The organism is Corynebacterium sp. KPL2850, from assembly GCF_040225855.1.
Lineage (GTDB): Bacteria > Actinomycetota > Actinomycetes > Mycobacteriales > Mycobacteriaceae > Corynebacterium.
Genome location: NZ_JBEHFV010000010.1, coordinates 34144 through 55869, shown reverse-complemented (window position 1 = coordinate 55869; position 21726 = coordinate 34144). Strand labels below are relative to the sequence as shown.

The following is a 21726-nucleotide window of genomic DNA, read 5'->3' as shown; positions in this document are numbered from 1 at the left end:
AAAGTAGTGGACATGGATATCCACGTCGTAGACCACCCGCTTGCCGCTTCCCGCCTGACCCTGATGCGCGATGCGCGCAGCGATAACTCCGCTTTTCGCGCCGCGCTCAATGACCTGGGAACCATGCTCGTATATGAAGCCTCCCGCGATTTGGCGGTAGAAAACTTCGATTGCGAAACCCCGGTTGCCACAGCACAAGGCACCCGCCTGCAGGATCCGCCCATCATCGTGCCCATCATTCGCGCCGGGCTTGGCATGGTGGATCCCGCCCTGTCGATGATTCCGAATGCCCAGGTCGGATTCATCGGCATGGCGCGCGATGAAGAAACCCACGAGCCCGTGCCGTACTTGGAGGCCCTGCCGCAAGACCTGACCGGGCGCACCGCCTTCGTCGTTGACCCCATGCTGGCCACCGGCGGATCCCTGCTGCACGCCCTGCGCCTCTTAGCCGCCCGCGGCGCTACCGATATCACCGCCATCTGCATGGTCTCGGCCCAAAATGGCGTGGATGCGCTGGAGAAATCGGGCCTTCCCGTCCGCCTCGTCACCGCCGCAATTGACCCCGAACTTAATGCGGATGCCTATATCGTGCCGGGGCTTGGCGATGCCGGCGATCGCCTCTACGGCCCGCGCAATATCGATCTTTAAGCTAGTATTTCTCCCTGAAAGCCCGAAGGCGGCTTTCAAAAGGGGGAAAAGATCGTGAGTTTTATTCAACTAATGTGGTCGAGCTACGGCTACGGATTTTCGCAACAACTGCGCCGCGTGCGCGAGCGGCGCGGGGTATCCCAGCAAGTGCTAGCGGATATTTCGGGGGTATCGCGCAGCCAGATCTCCAATCTGGAACGCAACGAAAATGGCATACACACCATGGCGGACCCGCAATTATCCACGGTGTACAAGCTGGCGTTGGCTTTAGAAATCCCGCCGGCGGTCCTCTTGCCGGCCGGTGGGGACGTGGTGGAGGGCCACTTAGCGGATTCCGCGGTGCTCGGGGTAGAAGATGTCGCACCCTTTCCACAGGACTACATCAACCAGCGGCGCTTTAGTAATGCGCGGGGCTAACCACCCTGACTTACTGAACCGCATGGTCTAGTTGTAGACTGCCTCCAAGAGATAGTCCAGCAACAGGGAGGCGTGCGCGTGATCTCGGAGTTTATTAACGAGTGGTTCGATGCTCACCGTGCGGAGGTCATCGCGTGGCGGCGCCATATCCACCGCAATCCGGAAACTGCGAACCAAGAGGTGGAAACCACCAATTACATCGCGAATATCCTTGCGGATTACGGGCTTGAGCCGCAGCGCTTCCCGCACACTGGTCTCATGGTGGACATCGGCCCAGACACGGAGCTTGGCCGCCTAGCCTTTCGCGCCGATATCGATGCCCTGCCCATCACGGAGGTGACCGGGCTGGAGTTTACCTCTGAGAAGCCGGGGACCATGCACGCGTGCGGTCACGACGTGCACACTACCGTGGCGCTCGGCCTGGCTTGCGCGCTGGCGGATTTTCAGCGGGTTAATGAGCTGGAGCTGGGCGTTCGCGTCATCTTCCAACCGGCGGAGGAAGTGTGGGTCGGCGGGGCCACCGACGTTATTTCTTGGGGCGCGTTAGAAGGCGTGCATTCCATCTTCGCCATCCACGCCGAGCCGAAGCTGCGCGTGGGGCGCATTGGCATCCGCGCTGGGGCCATTACCTCGGCAACGGACGTGGTGGAGCTCAAGATCAAGGGCCCGGGCGGGCATACCTCGCGCCCGCATCTATCCGCAGACGTGGTCTATGCGCTGGGCAAGGTCATAACTGAGCTGCCGGCGCTGCTGTCACGCCGGGTCGATCCGCGCACCGGCACGGTGTTGGTCTTTGGCCAGGTCAATTCCGGCTACGCCCCCAACGCTATTCCGGAAACCGGCATGGTGACCGGCACGATGCGCACTGCTGATATCACCATCTGGCGCCAGATGCAGGAACTTTTCGCGGAGCTGGTGGATCAGATCCTCGCGCCGGTGGGGGTAGAACACGAGTTGTCCTATAACCGTGGCGTGCCGCCGGTGCTTAACGATGACGTGGCGACCGCCATGCTTGCTTCTGCCGCACAGTCCATCGACCCACAAGCCGTGGTTCAGGCCCCGCAGTCTTCCGGCGGCGAGGACTTTTCCTGGTACTTGGAAAAGGTACCTGGTTCCATGGCGCGCCTTGGGTGCTGGTCCGGGGAGGGGGAGCAGCACGATCTACACATGGGCGACCTCATCGTGGATGAGCGGGCGATTGGTGTGGGCATTAAGCTTTTCGGGGCCGTCGTCGAGCAATTTATGGGGGAGAATGCGCAGGCGGACTAACGCGCTGGGGTTACCTACGGGTTAGACTCGTAGGCGACTTTAAAAGTGGAGCCTATAAAGGAGCAATTGCGTGTTGAACCAGACCAAGCGAATTGTCATCATCGGCGGTGGCCCGGCGGGCTACGAGGCAGCGCTGGCTGGCGCCAAGTACGGCGCGGAAATCACCATCATCGAAGACCAAGGCATGGGCGGCAATAGCGTGGTCTTGGACTGTGTTCCCTCCAAGTCCTTTATTGCCGGCGCTAATATTAAAACGGACTTGCGCCGCGCGGATGACATGGAGCTGAACGAGGGCATCGGCAAGGCGCAGCTTTCCATCAGCGCGCTGAACCAGCGCGTGCAAGACCTGGCGGCTAAGCAATCCGGTGATATCCGCAACACCATGGATTCCCTGGGCGCGCGCGTTATCGATGGGCGCGCGCACTTCCCGGAGGATCAGCAGGCCGATGCCTTCGGCGGACACAAGGTCACTGCGGTCTTCAACGAGGATGGACACGAAGAAACGCTCGATGCGGACCTCGTCTTGGTGGCTACCGGCGCCACCCCGCGTATTTTGCCCGGTGCCCAGCCAGATGGCGAGCGCATCCTGACCTGGCAGCAGGTCTATAACCTCACTGAGCTGCCGGAGCACCTCATTGTGGTGGGTTCCGGTGTTACCGGTGCCGAGTTCGTATCCGCCTTTGCAGAGCTGGGCGTCAAGGTCACGATGGTGGCCTCGCGCGATCGCATTTTGCCGCACGATGATGCCGATGCCGCCGACGTCCTCGAAACCGTGCTGAGTGAGCGCGGCGTGGAGCTGGAAAAGAACTGCCGCGTGGAAACCGTTAACCGCACCGAGGACGGCAACGTGTTGGTTACCACGCAGGACGGCCGTGAGATCCACGGCTCGCACGTCATCATGTCCATTGGTTCTGTCCCGAATACCAAGGATCTGAAGCTGGAAAACGTGGGCGTGGAAACCGCGAAGTCTGGTCACATCCAGGTAGACCGCGTCTCGCGCACCAATATTGCCGGCATTTACGCAGCCGGTGACTGCTCCGATCTTTTCCCGCTTGCCTCCGTGGCCGCGATGCAGGGCCGTGTGGCGATGTACCACGCGCTTGGTGAAGGCGTCTCGCCGCTGCGCCTGAAGACCGTGGCTAACGCGGTCTTTACCCGCCCGGAGATCGCCGCGGTCGGCTTTACCCAGGCCGAGATCGAGGCCGGTGAGGTCGCCGCCCGCGCCATTACCATGCCGCTGAATACCAACCCGCGTGCGAAGATGCGCTCGCTACAGCACGGTTTCGTCAAGCTATTCTGCCGCGCTACCTCCGGCCGCGTGATCGGTGGTGTCATCGTCGCGCCGACCGCCTCCGAGCTCATCCTGCCCATCGCTATGGCGGTGACCAACCAGCTCACGGTGAACCAGCTGGCCGATTCCTTTGCGGTCTACCCATCGCTGTCCGGCACCATCACCGAGGCCGCCCGCCGCTTGGTGGCCCACGATGACTTGGAGTAAACCTCGTTCTTAGAACGTGGAGTAGGCCTGCTCCGCAGTGCGGTTGAGCTCGATTTTGATCGGCCTATCTGCCTCCGGCAGGGCGCGCTGTGGACAGAACTCGCGGGGGCAGGCGGTACAGCCTGGGCCAATCGGGGTGGCGGCGGAAATGTCCAGGTTCAGTGCATCGGCATAGACGATGCGATCCGCCTGGGTGATATCGCAGCCTAGGCCCACCGCGAATTCCTTGCGCGGCGTGCCCCAAGACTTGGCCGTTCCCTGCACGAAACGCCCGATCCACAGGTAGGCGTGGCCATCCGGCATGGCCGCGACCTGCCGTGTAATGCGGTTCGGGGTTTCAAAGGCGCGGTGGACCACCCACAAGGGGCAGGATCCGCCAGAGCGCGCGAAGTGAAAGGCAGTAGAGGACTGCCGCTTGGAAATATTGCCCGCACGGTCGGTGCGGATGAAGGAAAAGGGCACGCCCTTCAGCCCTGGGCGCTGGAGCGTGGCGAGGCGCTGCGCTGTTGTTTCAAACCCGGTTCCAAAGTAGTTGCACAGCAGATCGATATCGTAGCGGGTATCTTCTGACATCGTGAGAAAGCGCTGGTAGGGCATGGTGACAGCCGCCGCGAAATACTGCGCAAGGCCCAGGGTAGCCAGATCCTGGGATTCGCCTTCGGGCAGTTCGGAGACGAGGTTGTCACAGATATCGCCGTAGGCTAGCAGGCAGTATTGCAGGGCCATTTCAAAGACCAATTGCGCCTCAGATAGCCCATCGCGTAGCGAGAGTTCGCGCGTGTCTGGGTCGAAGCTGCGCCGGGGGCCGGGCCGGGAAAAGCGTACGGTAACCCCAAGATCTTCGTGCATACGGGAGGCGAGTCGGCCGCGGCGCAGGACGCGATCGCCCAACTGGCCGGCGAGTTCTTCTGCGAGCACATCGAGCTCGTGGATGTAGTTATGCGCGTCATAAAAGAAATCGCGCACCACTTCAAAGGGGGAGGGGTCCGCGGCAGGGGCGCGCGAAGCAACGTCAACAAACCGCGGCATCAACTCGGGAAAGCGGGAGGCGAGATCCGATAGGGCTTCTTCAGAGGCATCGGGGAAGATGTGGCGGAGCTCGGTAATTGTATGGATATCGCGGTCTTCGGCGAAGTAGCTGGGATCCACGGTAAAGCGCTGGGCTAGCTGCATTAATACGGTCACGGTTAGTGGGCGCTGGTCGTTTTCCAACTGGTTGAGGTAGCTCGTGGATAACCCCAACTTCTTCGCCATCGCCACCTGGGTGAGGCCGCGTTGCTTGCGCAAAGCGTGAATCCGTGCCCCCGCATAGTGCTTGGTCATGCGTCCCCGTCCTTCCTTTAAGGCCCATGCGCTGTGAAAATCACAAGGTTTGCAGATTTCACAAAATAAGTCCGCTAATTTCCACAAACGTTACCTATAGCGTGCACCATATGCAAGCATTTACTGTGATGTGCAACGCATTCTTGATGAAGGAGGACGCAACCAGTGAAAAACCATGAGGTACGCACTCATAAATCCGCCGAGGACTTCCCGTACGAGGAGCACCTGGCGTACAAGGTGGCCGAGGTGGCCGCGGACCCCGTAGAGGTTCCGGAAGAAACCACCGAGATGATCATCAACCGCATCATCGACAATGCCGCCGTAGCTATGGCCTCGGTTGCCCGTGGCCCCGTTACGTCCGCGCGAGTGATGGCAGAAGCCCACCCCGTGGGCAAGGGCGGCTCCACCATCTTCGGCATCGATGGCACGTATTCCGCGGAATGGGCTGCACTGGCCAATGGCACTGCGGTCCGCGAGTTGGACTACCACGACACCTTCCTCGCCGCCGAATATTCCCACCCCGGCGATAATATTCCGCCGCTTCTTGCCGCAGCGCAGCACAAGGGGCTGAGTGGTCGCGACCTTATCCGCGGCATCGCCACCGGCTATGAAATCCAAGTCAACCTGGTCAAAGGCATGTGCCTGCACGAGCACAAGATCGACCACGTGGCCCACTTGGGGCCATCGGTAGCCGCAGGGCTTGGCACGATGTTGGGCCTGGATAAGGACACGATTTACCAGGCCGTCGGCCAGGCGCTGCACACCACCACGGCAACCCGCCAGTCCCGAAAGGGCCTGATTTCTTCGTGGAAGGCCTACGCGCCGGCCTTCGCGGGCAAGATGGCCATCGAGGCCGTCGACCGCACCATGCGCGGCGAGGGCGCCCCGGCGCCGATCTGGGAGGGCGAGGACGGGTTCATCGCCTGGATGCTGCATTCGCCAGAGCGCACCTACACCGTACCGCTGCCGGAAAACGGTGAGGCCAAGACCGCCATCCTGGATACCTACACCAAGGAACACTCCGCGGAATACCAGGCGCAGGCACCCATCGACATGGCCTTTGCACTGAAAAAGACGCTGGAGGATAAGGGCCTGAAGACGGCGGATATCGAGTCCATCGTGCTGCACACCTCCCACCACACCCATTACGTCATCGGTACCGGAGCGAACGATCCGCAGAAGATGGATCCTTCCGCCTCCCGCGAAACCCTGGACCACTCCGTGATGTACATCTTCGCGGTCGCACTCGAAGATGGCGTCTGGGACCACGAAACCTCCTATTCCCCTGAGCGCTCCAACCGTCCGGAAACCATCGAGCTGTGGCAGAAGATTTCCACCGTCGAGGATCCAGAGTGGACGCGCCGTTATCACTCCAACGACTTGGAAGAAAAGGCCTTCGGTGGCAAGGCCGTTATCACCTTCAAGGACGGCACCGTCATCGAGGATGAGCGCGCCGTGGCTGACGCCCACCCGTTGGGCGCCCGCCCCTTTGCCCGCGAGCAATACATTGCCAAGTTCAAAAAGCTTGCCGATGGCGTCGTTGACGAGGCCGAGCAAGAGCGCTTCCTCACCGCCGTGCAAGACCTAGAAAACCTAACCGATCTAACCGAACTCAACGTGCGGGTCAGCGATGAGCACCTCGCCACCGCGCCCGAGAAACCGGAGGGGATCTTCTAATGGCTGGACTATTTGGTTCTACAATCACCAACGCAGAAAAGCGTGCGAACTTCCGCAAATCCATCGAATCCGGATCGATCACCACGCTGCCGGGCGCGTTTAACCCGCTGACCGCCCGCCTTATCCAGGACATCGGTGGCTTCGACGGCGTCTACGTATCCGGCGCGGTGCTGGCCAATGATTTGGGCCTGCCCGATATCGGCCTGACCACCTTGACCGAGGTAGCCCAGCGCGCCGGGCAGATTGCGCGCGCTACGGACTTGCCCGTGCTTGTCGATGCCGATACCGGCTTCGGCGAGCCCATGTCCGCCGCCCGCACCGTCGCTGCCCTCGAAGATGCCGGGCTGGCCGGCTGCCACTTGGAAGACCAGGTCAACCCGAAGCGTTGCGGGCACCTCGACGGCAAGGAGGTGGTGGACAAGGAGGTCATGGTCCGCCGCATCAGCGCGGCCGTCAACGAGCGCCGCGATCCTAATTTCATCATCTGCGCCCGTACCGATGCTGCCGGCGTCAATGGCATCGATGACGCCATCGACCGTGCCAAGGCCTATGCCGAAGCCGGCGCGGACCTCATTTTTACTGAGGCGCTGTATTCCCCCGCGGACTTTGAAAAGTTCCGCGCCGCCGTGGATACGCCGCTTTTGGCGAATATGACGGAGTTTGGCAAGACCGAGCTGCAATCAGCGAAGACCCTCGACGGCTTGGGATACAACGCCGTGATCTGGCCGGTTTCCAGCTTCCGCGTGGCCATGGGCGCTACCGAAGAATTCCTGCGCGACTTGCAAGATACCGGCATCCAGACCGAATGGTTAGAGCGCATGCAGCACCGCTCCCGCCTGTACGAGCTGGTCCGCTACCAAGAATACAACGAGTTCGACCAGTCCGTATTCACCTATTCCAAAGACAATTATCAACCCACTTTTGAAAGCTAAGGAGCCAGTGACCATGTCCGATAAGAAAAACGAAACCCCAGAAATCCGCAAGGGCCTTTACGGCGTCGTCGTTGATGAAACTGCCGTTTCCAAGGTTGTTCCTGAGACCAACTCCTTGACCTACCGCGGCTACCCGGTGCAAGAACTCGCCCGCTACTGTTCCTTCGAAGAGGTTGCGTACCTCTTGTGGAATGGCAAGCTGCCGGGCCAAGAATCCCTCATCCGTTTCTCCGCGCGTGAAAAGGCATTGCGTCACCTGGACCGCCATCTCATTGACCTCATCATGTCCATGCCGCAAAGCTGCCACCCCATGGACGTGCTGCGCACGGCGATTTCCTTCATTGGCGCTCAGGATGCGGAGGAATACACCAGGGACTCCGAGCACGTCCGCCGTACCGCGCTCGAACTCATGGCGAAGATCCCCACCATCATCGCGCTCGACATCCGTCGCCGCCGCGGTGAAGGCTACATTGAGCCTTCCCGCAAGAAGGGCTTTGCTGAAAACTTCCTGTGGATGGTCTTCGGCGACGAAGAAGGCTCCCCGGCGCTAAACCGCGCCGATATCGAGGCCTTTGATAAGTCCCTCATCCTTTACGCCGAGCACTCCTTCAATGCCTCCACCTTCTCGGCACGCGTGGTTACCTCTACGATGTCTGATACCTACTCCGCCATCGTCGCCGCCATTGGTGCGCTCAAGGGACCACTGCACGGTGGTGCTAACGAAGCAGTCATGAAGAACTTCCTCGAGGTAGACGATCCTGCCAAGGCAGAGGAGTGGACCAAGAACAAGCTGGCCAATAAGGACCTGGTCATGGGCTTTGGTCACCGCGTGTACAAGAACGGTGACTCCCGCGTTCCCACTATGGAGGCCGCCTTCAAGGAGCTGGCCGAGCAGCACGACCAGACCAAGTGGATCGAGATGTACGACATCATGGCCAAGACCATGGAGGAAAACACCTCGATCAAGATCAAGCCGAACCTAGACTTCCCGGCCGGCCCTGCCTACCACATCCTCGGGTTCGATATTCAGTTCTTCACCCCGATCTTCGTCATGGCCCGCATCACCGGCTGGACCGCGCACATCGTGGAACAAAACGAAAACAACTCGCTGATTCGCCCGCTGTCCGCCTACGTCGGCGAAGACCAGCGCTCCGTTCCACCGAAGTCCTTCTAAACACTCGGCTTCCCGCGCGGTTCGGGCGGTCCGTGTAACCGGGTAGTGAGCCGTCCACGCTCCCCATGCCTGCGTGGGGAGCATTTGCGCATCCTCCTACGCTATATGTGCATCCTTCTACGGTATAACTGAGCGACCCGCGCCCTCAGATGTTGCATTTTCGCCTCAGGTATTGCATAGGAGGATGCGCATGTAGCGGCTGCAGCTCCGGCCCCGACTGCGGCTGCGGATCCAGCTGCGGCTGCGGTACCGGCTGCGAAAAATTTGCCAGATGAAATTTGCAGACTTTGCAAAATTGTTAGGCCTGTTATTACTGGTTGACTGGCAGAAATTGCTTTCGCGGGGTTTAAGTTGCAGGTGAGTGTAGAAAATTCCGTTCAAAAAAGGGATGATAAAAACTATTCTTATCTCTAAACTGAGAGACGGATCACCCCAGTGGGGACGTTGCAACGCATTGTCTTCCAAGTTGAAAGGAACACCCAAGTGGCCAATTCCGCCCTTCCATCGTTCGACAAGATTTTGGTAGCCAACCGCGGTGAAATCGCCGTGCGTGCCTTCCGCGCTGCCTTTGAAACGGGGGCGAAGACCGTCGCCGTCTATCCTCGTGAAGATCGCAACTCCTTCCACCGCGCCTTTGCGGATGAGGCAGTGCGCATTGGTGACGAGGGACAGCCCGTCAAGGCATACCTCGATATCGAGGAAATCATCCGCGCTGCCAAGAAGTCTGAGGCGGACGCAATCTATCCGGGTTACGGCTTCTTGTCCGAGCGCGCCGATTTGGCCCGCGCCTGCGAGGACAATGGCATTAAGTTCATTGGTCCTACCCCGGGCACGCTGGATCTCACCGGTGATAAATCCGCTGCGGTTAACGCTGCGAAGGAAGCAGGGCTGCCGACGCTGCAGGACTCGGAGCCGACCACGGACATCGATAAGCTGGTGGCAGACGCCGGTGACTTCAGCTTCCCAGTCTTTGTCAAGGCCGTCTCTGGCGGTGGAGGGCGCGGTATGCGCTACGTGGAATCGGAATCTGAGCTGCGCGAACGGGCAGCAGAAGCCTCGCGCGAGGCCGAGGCGGCCTTTGGTGATGGCAGCGTGTACCTCGAGACCGCGGTGATTAATCCGCAACACATTGAGGTGCAGGTGCTCGCGGATGCCCAGGGCAATGTCATTCACCTCTTTGAACGCGATTGCTCCGTGCAGCGCCGCCACCAGAAGGTCGTAGAGATCGCTCCCGCGCCGTCGCTGGATCCGGAGCTGCGCGATCGCATCTGCCAGGATGCCGTGAACTTCTGCGAGCACATTAACTATGAGGGCGCCGGCACGGTGGAATTCCTCGTGGACGAGCGCGGCAACCACGTCTTTATTGAGATGAACCCACGCGTGCAGGTGGAGCACACCGTGACCGAGGAGGTTACCGGTGTGGACATCGTCAAGGCGCAGATGAATATCGCCGCCGGTGCTTCCTTGGAAGACATCAACCTGTCGCAAGAAAATATCACCATTACCGGCTCCGCCCTGCAGTGCCGCATTACTACCGAAGACCCGAATAACGGCTTCCGCCCAGATACGGGTACGTTGACCGCATATCGCTCGCCGGGCGGCGCTGGTGTACGCTTGGACGGCGCTACCTCCGTGGGTGCTGAGGTATCGCCCAACTTCGACTCCCTGTTGGTGAAGATGACCTGCCGCGGCACCACCTTCGAGCAGGCTGTGCACCGTGCTCGCCGCGCGCTGAACGAGTTCCACGTCTCCGGCGTGGCCACCAATATCGGCTTCCTGCGCGCGTTGCTCAATGAATCTGACTTCGTCAATACCCGCGTCGATACTGGATTCATTACCGAGCACCCGGATCTGCTCAAGGCGCCACCGGCGGTAGATGAGTCCGGCCGTATCCTGGACTACATCGCGGATATCACCGTGAATAAGCCCAATGGCGATAGGCCGACCGCGCTGCGCCCGTTTGATAAGCTGCCGAAGTTTAATGCGGAAGAACCGCTCCCGCGCGGTTCCCGCGATGACCTCTTGGAGCTCGGACCACAGAAGTACGCGGAAAAGATTCGCGCTCAAGACCCTTTGATGGTCACGGATACGACGTTCCGCGATGCCCACCAGTCCCTGCTTGCTACCCGCGTGCGCAGTACTGCGTTGGTTTCCGCGGCAGAGGCCGTGGCGCGCTTGACCCCAGACCTCTTCTCCGTGGAGGCATGGGGCGGTGCTACCTACGACGTAGCCATGCGCTTCCTCCACGAGGATCCCTGGGTGCGCCTGGATCTGCTGCGCGAGGCGATGCCGAACCAGAACATTCAGATGCTCCTGCGCGGGCGCAATACCGTGGGCTATACCCCGTACCCGGATTCGGTGTGCCGCTCCTTCGTGCAGGAAGCGGCCAAGTCTGGTGTGGATGTCTTCCGCATTTTCGATGCGCTTAACGATGTCTCCCAGATGCGCCCCGCCATCGACGCCGTGCTCGAGACGAATACCACCGTGGCCGAGGTGGCCATGGCGTATTCCGGTGACCTTTCTTCGCCGAAGGAAGACCTCTACACCTTGGATTACTACTTGAAGCTCGCCGAGCAGATCGTAGAATCCGGCGCGCACATCCTGGCCGTTAAGGACATGGCCGGCCTGCTGCGCCCAGAGGCCGCGCACACGCTGGTGACCGCGCTGCGCAAGGAATTCGACCTGCCGGTCCACGTCCACACGCACGATACCGCCGGTGGCCAGATCGCTACCTACTTCGCGGCGGCGCGCGCCGGCGCCGATATCGTCGATGGCGCCTCGGCGCCGCTGGCCGGCACCACGTCGCAGCCTTCGCTGTCCGCGCTCATCGCTGCGTTCTCCAACTCCAAGCGCGATACCGGAATTGACCTGCAAGCGGTCTCGGACTTGGAGCCGTACTGGGAAGCCGTGCGCCAGCTATACGCCCCGTTTGAAAACGGCATTCCTGGCCCGACCGGCCGCGTGTACAAGCACGAGATTCCGGGCGGTCAGCTGTCGAACCTGCGCGCGCAGGCCGTCGCATTGGGCCTGGCGGATCGCTTCGAGGTCATCGAGGATAACTACGCCGCCGTCAACGAGATGCTCGGCCGCCCCACCAAGGTCACCCCGTCCTCCAAGGTGGTGGGTGACTTGGCGCTCCACCTCGTGGGCACCGGCGTTTCTCCGGAAGACTTTGCGGCGAACCCGACGAAGTACGATATCCCGGATTCCGTGGACCAGTTCCTCCGCGGCCAGCTGGGCACCCCTCCGGGTGGCTGGCCGGAGCTGCGCGATAAGGTCCTCGATGGCCGCGCCGAAACCGGCGCGCAGATTACCGATGTCCCGGCAGAGGAGCAGCCGCACCTGGAATCGGATAACTCGGATGAGCGCCGCGCGAGCCTGAACCGCCTGCTGTTCCCCAAGCAGTTCGAGGAATTCAACGAGTTCCGCCGCAAGTATGGCAATACCGAGGCTCTGACGGATACGACCTTCTTCTACGGCCTGACCGAAGGCGAAGAAAAGGTAGTGCACTTCTTCCCAGAAGATTCCACCGATCGCTCCAACCTTAAGCAGATCGTGGTGCGCCTCGATGCCGTGGGTGAGCCGGATGAGAAGGGCATGCGCAATGTTGTGCTCAACGTCAACGGCCAAATCCGCCCGATGAAGGTGCGCGATGAAAACGCCGAATCCACCGTGGCCACGGTGGAGAAGGCGAACCCGTCCAATGACGGCCACGTAGCGGCCCCGTTCGCCGGTGTGGTCAACCCCACGGCAGAGCCAGGCGACGAGGTTAAGGCAGGCGACCAGGTCGCGGTCATCGAAGCCATGAAGATGGAAGCCTCCATTTCCGCCACCAAGGATGGTGTGGTGGACCGCGTGGCCATTGGCCAGGCCACCAAGGTGGAAGGCGGCGACCTCATCGCCGTCATCAAGTAGCGGCGCCGCCTAGCACAGACGCGTAAATCCCCTCCCGGCTTGGATGAATATCCAGCTAGGAGGGGATTTCTATGCTTGAAGAGTACCGCGCGGGCTAGAGAACCATTGGTGCCACGATGACGCCGACGATGGCGGCGTTGAGCATATTGGTGAGGAATCCACCGAAGAGCGCGCGTGGGCCAAGCTTGGCCACTTCGCCGCGGCGCTCCGGAATGAGGCCACCGATGGAGCCAATCTGAATACCGATGGAGGACAGGTTGGCAAAGCCAGCGAGGGCGAAGGAGGAGATCAAGATGGCCTTATCGCTGAGCTCATCGACGCTTTCACCAAAGGCGGTGTAGCCAACGAACTCGTTGAGGATGGTCTTTTGGCCGATGAAATTACCCACCTCAAGCGCCTCGTTCCACGGCGTACCGATAAGCCAGGCCACTGGGGCGAAGATGATACCGAAGAGGCCTTCGAGCGACCAGTTATCTTGGCCGAAGAGGGAACCGATGCCACCGAGGATGGAAGAGAGCATCACGATCATGGCGATGAAGGCGATGAGCAAGCAGGCAACCGAGATGGCGATTTTACCGCCGGCCATGGCACCACTACTGATGGCATCGATGATGTTTTTGGATTCGGTATCGCGGACGTCTTTAACGGTGGCGTCGAGGTTCGTCTCTTCCGTCTCTGGCATGAGGCCCTTGGCGACGAGCAGGGAACCCGGCGCATTCATGAGCGATGCGGCGAGCAAGTACTCCAGGGGCGCGCCCAAGAGTGAGTAGCCGATCAACGTGGATCCAGCCACGGAGGCAAAGCCGCCGACCATACAAGTATAAAGCTCGGAACGGGTGAGCTTGGGCAGGTAGGGCTTAATCACCAGCGGGGCCTCGGATTGCCCGAGGAAGATTACGGTGGTGGCCCAGACCGATTCCACCTTGGAGGTACCCATGAGCCACTTGATGGCGGAACCGACATATTCCACGAAGTACTGGATAACCCGGAGGTAGTACAGGGCGGCGATGATGGCGCCCAAGAAGATGATCACGGGCAGCACGTTGAGGGCGAAAACGAAGTCATCACCGAAGAGGCCACCGAAGACGAATTGGGTGCCCTCGTTGGTAAACTCCGTGAGCTTAGTCAGCCCATTGGCGATGCCCTTGAGGGCTTTGAATCCAGGATCCCACGCGAGGACCAAGAAGCAGAAGACTACTTGCAGGACTAGACCCACCCCAATGGTGCGCCACTTGATATTTTTACGCGAGCTCGACAGGACGTAGATCACTGCAAGAATGGCAATGATGCCGAGCAATCCTTGTAATCGTTCCATATTTTCTGACCGTTCTTTGAAGGGACTTTTTAGTTAGAGTGACTCTGGGCCAAAGGAATGGGGGAGGATCTCGGCAAAGTCATGGCTACGGGGCTTTCCATCGACGGAAACGATGACCCGTTCGCAGTTAAACTCCCGCAGGACTTGGCGGCAGGCACCGCAAGGGTAGCAAGGTGCAGACTTTAAGCCGATAATAGCGACCGCTTTAATCTGCGGAATGCTGGGCAAGTGGCCATCGGTAGCCGTCACGTCCGCGGTGGTGATCATGTGGGCGGCGGCATTGCGTTCGGCGCAAATGCCTAGTGGGCTGGAGGCGTTTTCGACATTGCAGCCGGTGACAATGCGGCCATCGGCAAGCAGCAAGGCTGCGCCGACTGGGAAAGAAGAGTAGGGCGCCCAGGCGTGGTGGGCTGCTTCTTCTGCGAGGCTGAGCAATTCGGCATCGGTAGGAGGCGAATCTGGGGTGGCGTTCATTGCGGTATGGACTTTCTTTCTACGGGGCAAAGAGAGATTGCGTTAATTCTCTAATAGAACAAAAAGAAAAACACTCATTGACATCTGTTCTATAGGGAATAATAATTGGGCGTGGTGGAGTGTACAACCACTATATATAGTGCAGTAAATCACATTACGTGCTTGTATGTTTCGGTTTTCAAATCATTACAGGAGGAGTCGTCATGGCCGAGAAATTCGATGCGGTAGATGTTATTCGCACCAAGCGCGATAAGGGGGTGTTTAGCCCGGAGGAAATCGACTGGGTCATCGATGCCTATACGCGTGGGGTCGTGGGCGATGAGCAGATGGCCGCACTCAATATGGCGATCTTCCTCAACGGCATGAACCGCGAGGAAATCTCGCAGTGGACCAAGGCGATGATTGCCTCCGGTGAGACGATGAGCTTTGAGTCCTTGTCCAAGAAGACCGCGGACAAGCACTCCACCGGTGGCGTTGGCGATAAGATTACGCTGCCGCTCGCACCCCTCGTTGCCGCCTTTGGCGTCGCGGTCCCGCAGCTTTCTGGCCGCGGCTTGGGCCACACCGGTGGCACCCTGGACAAGCTGGAGGCCATCCCTGGCTGGCAGGCGGATATTTCCAATGAACGATTGATGGAAATCCTGGAGGACCCAGGCTGCATCATCTGCGCGGCAGGCTCTGGCCTCGCGCCCGCGGATAAGAAGATCTATGCCCTGCGCGATATCACCTCCACCGTTGAGGCGATTCCGCTTATTGCTTCCTCCATCATGTCGAAGAAAATCGCGGAAGGTACCTCGTCTTTGGTCCTCGACGTCAAGGTGGGCTCTGGCGCCTTTATGAAGGATGAGACCTTGGCCCGCGAGCTGGCGCAGACCATGGTGGACTTGGGCAATGATGCCGGCACCGCCACAACGGCACTGCTAACGGATATGTCCACCCCGTTGGGCCGCAAGGTGGGCAACGCGCTCGAGGTTGAAGAATCCGTCGAGGTTCTAGCCGGCGGTGGGCCAAGCGATGTCGTCGAGCTGACCCTGGCACTTGCGCGCGAGATGCTGGAAGCAGCCGGCGTGCACGATGCCGACGTGGAAAAGGCGCTCAAGGATGGCCGCGCCATGGATAAGTGGAAGCAAATGATTAAGGCGCAGGGCGGCGACCCAGACGCCAAGCTTCCAGTGGCTACGCATACCCACGATGTCATTGCTGAATCCGATGGTTACCTCACCGAGCTTGATGCCTTGTCCGTCGGCGTGAGCTCCTGGCGCCTGGGCGCAGGCCGCGCCCGGAAGGAAGACCCGGTACAGGCAACCGCGGGCATCGAATTGCACGCGGTGAAGGGCGAAAAGGTATCCAAGGGCCAGAAGCTTTTCACCCTGCACACGGAGACTCCAGAGCGATTCGAGCGCTCCCTTGAGACCTTGCAGCAGGGCTTTAAGATTACCGACGCCCCGCTGGATAAGGAGCGCCAGATCATCCTGGACCGCATTAGCTAAATCAGGATGAAGGGAAGCGCAATCGACCCGATGATGATGAGCGCCATGACGGCGAGGAAGACCTTCGCCTGCCACGTGGCGTAGTTGAAGGACACTCCGACGCCGAGGCGCTTGTCCACTAGGACCGCTGGGTCATCAGGATTGTAGTACAGGATCCCCCACTTATAATGCTCGTCATTATCGGGGGATTCTTTGTCTGCATCCGGAAATTTCACCCCACGCAGCTGATCCTCGAGCTGTGATTGGGCGTGCAGGATCATCGCCACGATGGCTATGGTGCCGCCAATGGTCATCACCACCATGGTGATAAAGGAGAGCCCAACCAGGTCCTGATAGCTCGGTATGGGGCCGGTGATCTGTATAAATGACAGCCCGAGGGACATGAGAAGAAGCAGGATGCCCATCGCTTCATTGGAGGCCGCAAGGTTTGCCTGATTCCGCAATCGCGCCTTGATGGAGCGTTCCGAGCGTGGCCGAACCGCGGTGCGTTGGATAAGCCAGCAGATCCCGGCGAAAAGCAACCACATTCCCAGCGCGATAAACGTGATGAAAAAGACGCTGCCGATGGATTTGTCGCTCCAGCTATCCGGCTCCATAGAACCATCCCAGTGCACTGGAACGGGATCGGGGATATCGGACCAATGGGCGGCGACGATGAGCGCGCCGGCGATGATGACCAACAAGGAACCTAACATGGTCAGCCAGGGAAAAGACGGCGTTGGTACATCAATATCCTGCACAGCCTCGGCGCCTCGCCCCGTTACTCGGGCAGTGACCGCGGTTTCTACCCCGTCGAACCAGCCACCGTCCTTCTTAGCCGCGATGATGTGGCGGCGCTGGGAGAGATAGGCCCACGTGCTACCGATAATGACCAGCAGAGAAGACAAGGCCGCCACCCATGAATGGTTAACGTAGAAAAGCGAGATAACCGTCGCGGCGATGCCCACGATCCACGTCCGAGTTTTGAAACCGGAAATTGCGTCGATCACAACCGGATCAGAAAGGTGGCTTTGGGGAACGCGAACGCCCAGCGGGGCACCTTGTGCCGCCAGCGCCGGGATTGTGGTCATTATCCACGTTATAGCCAGTGTGGTGGCGGCCATGAGGACGGTGAGAATCATGATAGCTCCTTCAGTGTGGAATCGAGGTAGCCGTGGAGCTCATCGGTGGAAAAGCCCTGGGCGCGGGCGAGGGTTGCCACGCGGCGCAGGCGTTGCCGAACCTGCTGTTCTTGCGCCGCGGTGTGCGCGCCGGGCCTGACTACTGACCCCGATCGGCCCGCGGTTTCGACGAGGCCATCAGCAACGAGTAAGTCATAGGCGTGTTTTACGGTGGCCGGGTTAATGCCAATATCCGCGGCGACGTGGCGCACGGGATCGAGCTTGTCGCCGTCGAAAAGCTGCCCGCGGGCGATGGCCAGCACGATTTCGTCGTGAATCTGCTGGAAGACCGGCGCATCCGCGTCAGGGTTGAGCGTGATGAGCATGAGCTATCTCCTCCCAATAAGTTTTGTGCAACTAATAGTAGCACAATCTGTATTAGTGGAGGTAATACAGAATGGAGGCTGAGGCACCTAGATATGCACCTGCGAGGTTAAGCTGAGCTGCTTGCAGAAACCCTCATCGTGGCTGACCAGCAGGTACGCACCCTCGTAGGACTCAAGAATCTGCACGAGCCACTTTATGGTGGTGATATCCAAGTTATTGGTGGGCTCATCAAGCAGGAGGAATTGCGGGCTGGGCTCGGCTAGCAACACCCGGGCAAATTCCGCGCGGAAGCGTTCGCCGCCCGATAGTAGGCCTGCGCGGCGGTGCACTTGGTCATCGCGAAATAGTAGCTGTGCCAATTGATCGCGGATGAATTGTGGGTGAGCAGTGGGGTTGGCCTCCGTGACCATTTCTAAGATTGTGCGATTTTCCGGCAGGGTGATTTTCTGCCGCAAATATCCACAGTCCACGCTGTACTCAACGTCACCGCGCGCAACCTCATTAAGGAACGTGGTTTTCCCGCTGCCGTTTGGTCCCATAAGGCGTACATGCTCAGGGCCGGTTATATCCACGATGCTACTGGTGAGCACGCGGGTGCCGTTAGGCAGCTGCGTGCCTGGGAGGTCAAGGTGTACGTGTTCGTCCGGGCGGATCTTATGTTGCGCAGCTTGATAGGCAGCAAATGCTTCCTTTACCGAACCCGATGCCTGAGCTGAGCGCTTAGCCGCGGTATTTTGGGAGCGATTCTTGTCGTTGCCCATTGCCATCCCGGGTTTCCGGTTGTTGTGGGAGAAGGCTTTGCCGCGGCGATTGTCCCTGGAAATTCGCACCTGCATCGCCTCGCGCTCGCGCACCTGCTTGCGGTGTTCGGCCTTGGCCTCGCGCGTTTCTGCTTCAGCAGCGCGCTGTTCGGTTTCTATCGTCTCCCGGTAAGCGTGATAATTTCCGGAAAATAACCGCAAACGTCCCGCGTAGAGTTCTGCAATGTGCTCGACATGGGAGAGCAGGTCTAGGTCATGGGAGATGACAAGAATGGGCGTAGAAGCGCTGGAAATAAGCTCGGTGACCTTGGATTTTCCTGCTGCGTCCAAGTTATTGGTCGGCTCATCGAGGATGACAAAGTCTGGATGATTAAAAAAGGCGGCGTTTAATGCGATGGTGACCGCTTCGCCTCCAGACAGCGTACCGATGGTGCGATCTAGCGGGTAGGGAACCCCTGCGTTATGGAGGCAGGCATGAATCCTGTCTTCTATAACCCAGTCGTTGCCAATAGTTTTCAGCAGTTCCTCGGAGTAATTTCCCGCTTCTAGTGCGTGGAGCGCGGCAATCTTTTCCGCCGCGCCGAATACTTCGGCGATGGTTAAGGAATCACGCAAGCCAAGATCTTGGTCTAGGTACGTGACCTCTGGTGCCGTGAATGTGCCCGAGGACGGTGCGATTTGGTGGGACAGGACCTTAGCAAGGGTTGATTTTCCGGAGCCATTATCGCCAATCATCCCCGTAACCGAGTCAGGGATTGTTCCGGAAAGCTGTGAAAAGCAGGGCGTGCCGTCTGGCCACGACAGGCTGAGTTGGGAAAAAGAAATCGGCATGAAGAATCCACCTTTAAAGAACGAGTGTGCAAGGGACGTCGTACTAGGCGGAAATCTTCATAGCCCTCAACAATAGCAGCTATGGTGCAGAACACAAGGGTACTAGCTAAAATTCATCTCTTGCTGGAACCGGAGGCCTGCAAGAGACAGACGCCAGATTAGAAGCGGCGGAAGAACTTATCTGGGGCGAGTTCTTCGAAGCCCGGTAGTGGCGTGGCGGACGCGATGCCGGGGGCGGTTTGCTCGGCCGCGAGATCGATGGCGTTAGCAACGAGCAGGTCGTGGGCGCGGGAAGCCTCGTCGTCGGTGCCATTCGTGGCGACGATGAGCTCGGGGATGTCCTCGGGATCGAAGGGGGTGAGCCAGGTGGCATCGTCAAGCGGGTCAGCGCCCGGATCCCCAAGGAAGGCTGGGCCCTTGGTGGCGGCGGGGTAGTAGCGCAGGAGCGCGGCCCCCACGGGCTTTACAGTTGGGTCCTCATTGGCGGCAAGGGGCAAGGCGATGACGCCGCCATCAACGATGGGGGACCAGCCCGCGATATGGGAGGGGAAGAGGCCCGCAAGGTAGTCGCGGTCCTCTTCCTTGGCCAAGCGAACACCGAGAGAAGAATCAGTCATTCTTCCAGGCTAGCTGGCGCGGCTACTTAATTTCCAGCAGCTGCGCGCCCTTGGTGGTGGACGAGCCGACCTCGACCGCCAGCCCGGTTACGGTGCCGGACTTGTGGGCCTTGACGGGGTTCTCCATCTTCATTGCCTCAAGGACCAGGACGATATCGCCCTCTTCTACCTCTTGGCCCTCTTCCACGTTGACCTTGATAACCGTGCCCTGCATCGGTGCGGTCACGGCATCGCCGGACACTGCCGCCTTAGCGCCGGCACCCTTGCGCTTTTTCCGCTTGCGCGCGCCGGTAATGCCAAAGGTGGCGGGTAAGGCCACCTCGATGCGGCGGCCATCGATTTCCACGGTGTGAACCTGGGAGGCCTCGGGCGTGCCGGCTTCCGCATCGGTGGAATCATCGTGCGGCGGCAGCTGGTTATCCCAAGCCTCCTCGATCCACTTGGTGTAGACGTCGAAGGAACCGTTTTCCGCGGTAAAAGCGGGATCGGCAACGATGGCTCTGTCAAAGGGGAGCACGGTGGGCAGGCCCTCAACCTGGTATTCAGACAGGGCGCGGGCGGAACGGCGCAGGGCGGTTTCGCGGTCCGGACCCCAAACAATCAGCTTGGCCAGCATGGAATCGAATTGCCCGCCGATGACGGAGCCCTCGACGACGCCCGAATCCACGCGCACGCCCGGGCCGGCCGGCTCGGAGTACTTGACGATGGTGCCAGGGGCTGGCATGAAACCGGCCGCGGCGTCTTCGCCGTTGATGCGGAACTCAAAGGCGTGCCCGCGCGGCGTTGGGTCCTCGCTTAGCGAAAGCTCTTCGCCCTGTGCAATCCGGAATTGCTCGCGCACGAGGTCCAGCCCGGTAGTTTCCTCAGAAACGGGGTGCTCTACCTGCAGGCGGGTATTGACTTCGAGGAAGGAAATCAGGCCATCGGCACCGACCAAATACTCCACGGTGCCGGCACCACAGTAGTCAGCCTCACGGCAAATGCGCTTGGCGGATTCGTGGATGGAGGCGCGCTGCTCCTCGCTCAGGAAAGGCGCCGGTGCCTCCTCTACGAGCTTTTGGAAGCGGCGCTGCAGGGAACAATCACGCGTGCCGACGACCACAACATTGCCGTGTTTATCCGCCAAGACCTGGGCCTCAACGTGGCGGGCCTTATCGAGGTAGCGTTCGACAAAGCACTCGCCGCGGCCAAAGGCAGTGGTGGCCTCGCGGGTAGCGGATTCAAAAAGCTCCGGAATCTCTTCAGCGGTGTGCGCCACCTTCATGCCGCGGCCGCCGCCACCGAACGCCGCCTTGATGGCTACGGGCAAGCCGTGCTCATCCGCGAAGGCCTTGACCTCGTCTGCGTTGGCTACCGGGTCCTTGGTGCCGGGGGCCATGGGGGCTTCGGCCCGCTCGGCGATGTGGCGGGCGGTGACCTTATCACCCAAAGCGCGGATGGATTGGGGAGGTGGGCCAATCCAGGTTAGTCCGGCATCGATAACCGCCTGGGCAAAATCGGCATTCTCGGACAAGAAACCATAGCCGGGGTGGATGGCATCCGCGCCGGATTTGTGGGCGGCATCCAGAATCTTGTCAAAGACAAGATAAGAATCTGCAGAGGTAGAACCGCCGAGGGCAAATGCTTCATCGGCCAGCGTGACGAATGGTGCCTGCGCGTCCGGCTCGGCATAAACGGCGACTGAGGAGATCCCGGCATCGCGAGCAGCGCGAATAACGCGCACGGCGATCTCACCTCGGTTCGCTACGAGAACCTTGGAGATCTTCTTGGTTTCTACTGCCACGGCAGTAACCTCCTGAATACACTTCGTTCACTACGAGATCTATTGTTGCACACCAAAATATTAATTCGTCCGTGTGGCAATAATTGTTACGTTTAAACAAAAATAAACCCACATC

Annotated in this window: 17 protein-coding genes; 9 read left to right on the top strand and 8 right to left on the bottom strand. The window is 59.8% G+C overall.

Annotated features, from left to right (window positions below; genetic code table 11):
- The first annotated feature begins 12 nt into the window (after window positions 1-12).
- From upp to ABRP93_RS05065, 4 genes are all read left to right on the top strand, one after another.
- Window positions 13-648: a uracil phosphoribosyltransferase gene (gene upp / locus ABRP93_RS05080; RefSeq protein ID WP_349887136.1), complete on the top strand. Its 636-nt coding sequence runs from the start codon at window positions 13-15 to the stop codon at window positions 646-648.
- 54 nt (window positions 649-702) lie between these two features.
- Window positions 703-1065, top strand: a complete 363-nt coding sequence (locus ABRP93_RS05075) for a helix-turn-helix domain-containing protein (protein ID WP_349836592.1) — start codon at window positions 703-705, stop codon at window positions 1063-1065.
- 78 nt (window positions 1066-1143) lie between these two features.
- Window positions 1144-2334 carry a M20 family metallopeptidase gene (locus ABRP93_RS05070; protein WP_349887134.1) on the top strand — a complete coding sequence of 397 codons (1191 nt, stop codon included), beginning with the start codon at window positions 1144-1146 and terminating at the stop codon, window positions 2332-2334.
- 70 nt (window positions 2335-2404) lie between these two features.
- On the top strand, window positions 2405-3832 hold the full coding sequence (locus tag ABRP93_RS05065; protein WP_005281545.1) for an NAD(P)H-quinone dehydrogenase: 1428 nt from the start codon (window positions 2405-2407) through the stop codon (window positions 3830-3832).
- 9 nt (window positions 3833-3841) lie between these two features.
- Here ABRP93_RS05065 and ABRP93_RS05060 read toward each other — a convergent pair whose 3' ends face one another.
- A complete protein-coding gene (locus ABRP93_RS05060; protein ID WP_349887133.1) occupies window positions 3842-5155 on the bottom strand; it encodes a short-chain fatty acyl-CoA regulator family protein in 1314 nt (437 codons plus the stop codon).
- A 165-nt stretch (window positions 5156-5320) separates the two neighbouring features.
- Between ABRP93_RS05060 and prpD the strand changes: the two genes are divergently transcribed.
- The 4 genes from prpD (at window position 5321) to ABRP93_RS05040 (ending at window position 12853) form a co-directional block, all read left to right on the top strand.
- On the top strand, window positions 5321-6832 hold the full coding sequence (gene prpD, locus ABRP93_RS05055; protein WP_349887132.1) for a 2-methylcitrate dehydratase PrpD: 1512 nt from the start codon (window positions 5321-5323) through the stop codon (window positions 6830-6832).
- Window positions 6832-7764, top strand: coding sequence for a methylisocitrate lyase (gene prpB, locus ABRP93_RS05050; protein WP_349887131.1), 933 nt, complete (start codon window positions 6832-6834; stop codon window positions 7762-7764). The genes prpD and prpB overlap by 1 nt, the downstream gene beginning before the upstream one ends.
- A gap of 13 nt (window positions 7765-7777) precedes the next feature.
- Window positions 7778-8938 (top strand): bifunctional 2-methylcitrate synthase/citrate synthase, encoded by a 1161-nt coding sequence (locus ABRP93_RS05045; protein WP_349852143.1) that lies wholly within the window; start codon window positions 7778-7780, stop codon window positions 8936-8938.
- Window positions 8939-9421: 483 nt separating this feature from the next.
- The gene (locus ABRP93_RS05040; protein WP_349887129.1) at window positions 9422-12853 is read left to right on the top strand and encodes a pyruvate carboxylase; all 3432 of its coding nucleotides are present in this window, start codon (window positions 9422-9424) and stop codon (window positions 12851-12853) included.
- A gap of 94 nt (window positions 12854-12947) precedes the next feature.
- Here the strand turns inward: ABRP93_RS05040 and ABRP93_RS05035 are convergent, their stop codons facing one another.
- Window positions 12948-14168: a NupC/NupG family nucleoside CNT transporter gene (locus ABRP93_RS05035; RefSeq protein WP_349887128.1), complete on the bottom strand. Its 1221-nt coding sequence runs from the start codon at window positions 14166-14168 to the stop codon at window positions 12948-12950.
- 33 nt (window positions 14169-14201) lie between these two features.
- A complete protein-coding gene (locus ABRP93_RS05030; RefSeq protein ID WP_349887127.1) occupies window positions 14202-14642 on the bottom strand; it encodes a cytidine deaminase in 441 nt (146 codons plus the stop codon).
- A gap of 203 nt (window positions 14643-14845) precedes the next feature.
- Between ABRP93_RS05030 and ABRP93_RS05025 the strand changes: the two genes are divergently transcribed.
- Entirely contained in the window at window positions 14846-16132 is a 1287-nt protein-coding gene (locus ABRP93_RS05025) for a thymidine phosphorylase (protein WP_349887126.1), read from the top strand.
- Here the strand turns inward: ABRP93_RS05025 and ABRP93_RS05020 are convergent.
- From ABRP93_RS05020 to ABRP93_RS05000, 5 genes are all read right to left on the bottom strand, one after another.
- A complete protein-coding gene (locus ABRP93_RS05020) occupies window positions 16129-17253 on the bottom strand; it encodes a DUF1648 domain-containing protein (RefSeq protein WP_349887125.1) in 1125 nt (374 codons plus the stop codon). The two genes, ABRP93_RS05025 and ABRP93_RS05020, sit on opposite strands and share 4 nt — an antisense overlap.
- Entirely contained in the window at window positions 17250-17618 is a 369-nt protein-coding gene (locus ABRP93_RS05015; RefSeq protein WP_349887124.1) for a GntR family transcriptional regulator, read from the bottom strand. The genes ABRP93_RS05020 and ABRP93_RS05015 overlap by 4 nt, the downstream gene beginning before the upstream one ends.
- A gap of 87 nt (window positions 17619-17705) precedes the next feature.
- The gene (locus ABRP93_RS05010; RefSeq protein ID WP_349887123.1) at window positions 17706-19211 is read right to left on the bottom strand and encodes an ATP-binding cassette domain-containing protein; all 1506 of its coding nucleotides are present in this window, start codon (window positions 19209-19211) and stop codon (window positions 17706-17708) included.
- A 158-nt stretch (window positions 19212-19369) separates the two neighbouring features.
- Window positions 19370-19828, bottom strand: a complete 459-nt coding sequence (locus ABRP93_RS05005; RefSeq protein ID WP_349887122.1) for a hypothetical protein — start codon at window positions 19826-19828, stop codon at window positions 19370-19372.
- Window positions 19829-19850: 22 nt separating this feature from the next.
- Window positions 19851-21611, bottom strand: a complete 1761-nt coding sequence (locus tag ABRP93_RS05000; protein ID WP_349887121.1) for an ATP-binding protein — start codon at window positions 21609-21611, stop codon at window positions 19851-19853.
- Between the last annotated feature and the right edge of the window lie 115 nt (window positions 21612-21726).

Bases quoted from the DNA above. Each gene is read 5' to 3' on its own strand.
- ABRP93_RS05045 (WP_349852143.1), top strand. From the start codon at position 7,778: ATGTCCGATAAGAAAAACGAAACCCCAGAAATCCGCAAGGGCCTTTAC.
- ABRP93_RS05030 (WP_349887127.1), bottom strand. From the start codon at position 14,642: ATGAACGCCACCCCAGATTCGCCTCCTACCGATGCCGAATTGCTCAGC.
- ABRP93_RS05015 (WP_349887124.1), bottom strand. From the start codon at position 17,618: ATGCTCATCACGCTCAACCCTGACGCGGATGCGCCGGTCTTCCAGCAG.
- ABRP93_RS05010 (WP_349887123.1), bottom strand. From the start codon at position 19,211: ATGCCGATTTCTTTTTCCCAACTCAGCCTGTCGTGGCCAGACGGCACG.
- ABRP93_RS05020 (WP_349887125.1), bottom strand. From the start codon at position 17,253: ATGATTCTCACCGTCCTCATGGCCGCCACCACACTGGCTATAACGTGG.
- ABRP93_RS05005 (WP_349887122.1), bottom strand. From the start codon at position 19,828: ATGACTGATTCTTCTCTCGGTGTTCGCTTGGCCAAGGAAGAGGACCGC.
- prpB (WP_349887131.1), top strand. From the start codon at position 6,832: ATGGCTGGACTATTTGGTTCTACAATCACCAACGCAGAAAAGCGTGCG.
- upp (WP_349887136.1), top strand. From the start codon at position 13: ATGGATATCCACGTCGTAGACCACCCGCTTGCCGCTTCCCGCCTGACC.
- ABRP93_RS05060 (WP_349887133.1), bottom strand. From the start codon at position 5,155: ATGACCAAGCACTATGCGGGGGCACGGATTCACGCTTTGCGCAAGCAA.
- ABRP93_RS05025 (WP_349887126.1), top strand. From the start codon at position 14,846: ATGGCCGAGAAATTCGATGCGGTAGATGTTATTCGCACCAAGCGCGAT.
- ABRP93_RS05035 (WP_349887128.1), bottom strand. From the start codon at position 14,168: ATGGAACGATTACAAGGATTGCTCGGCATCATTGCCATTCTTGCAGTG.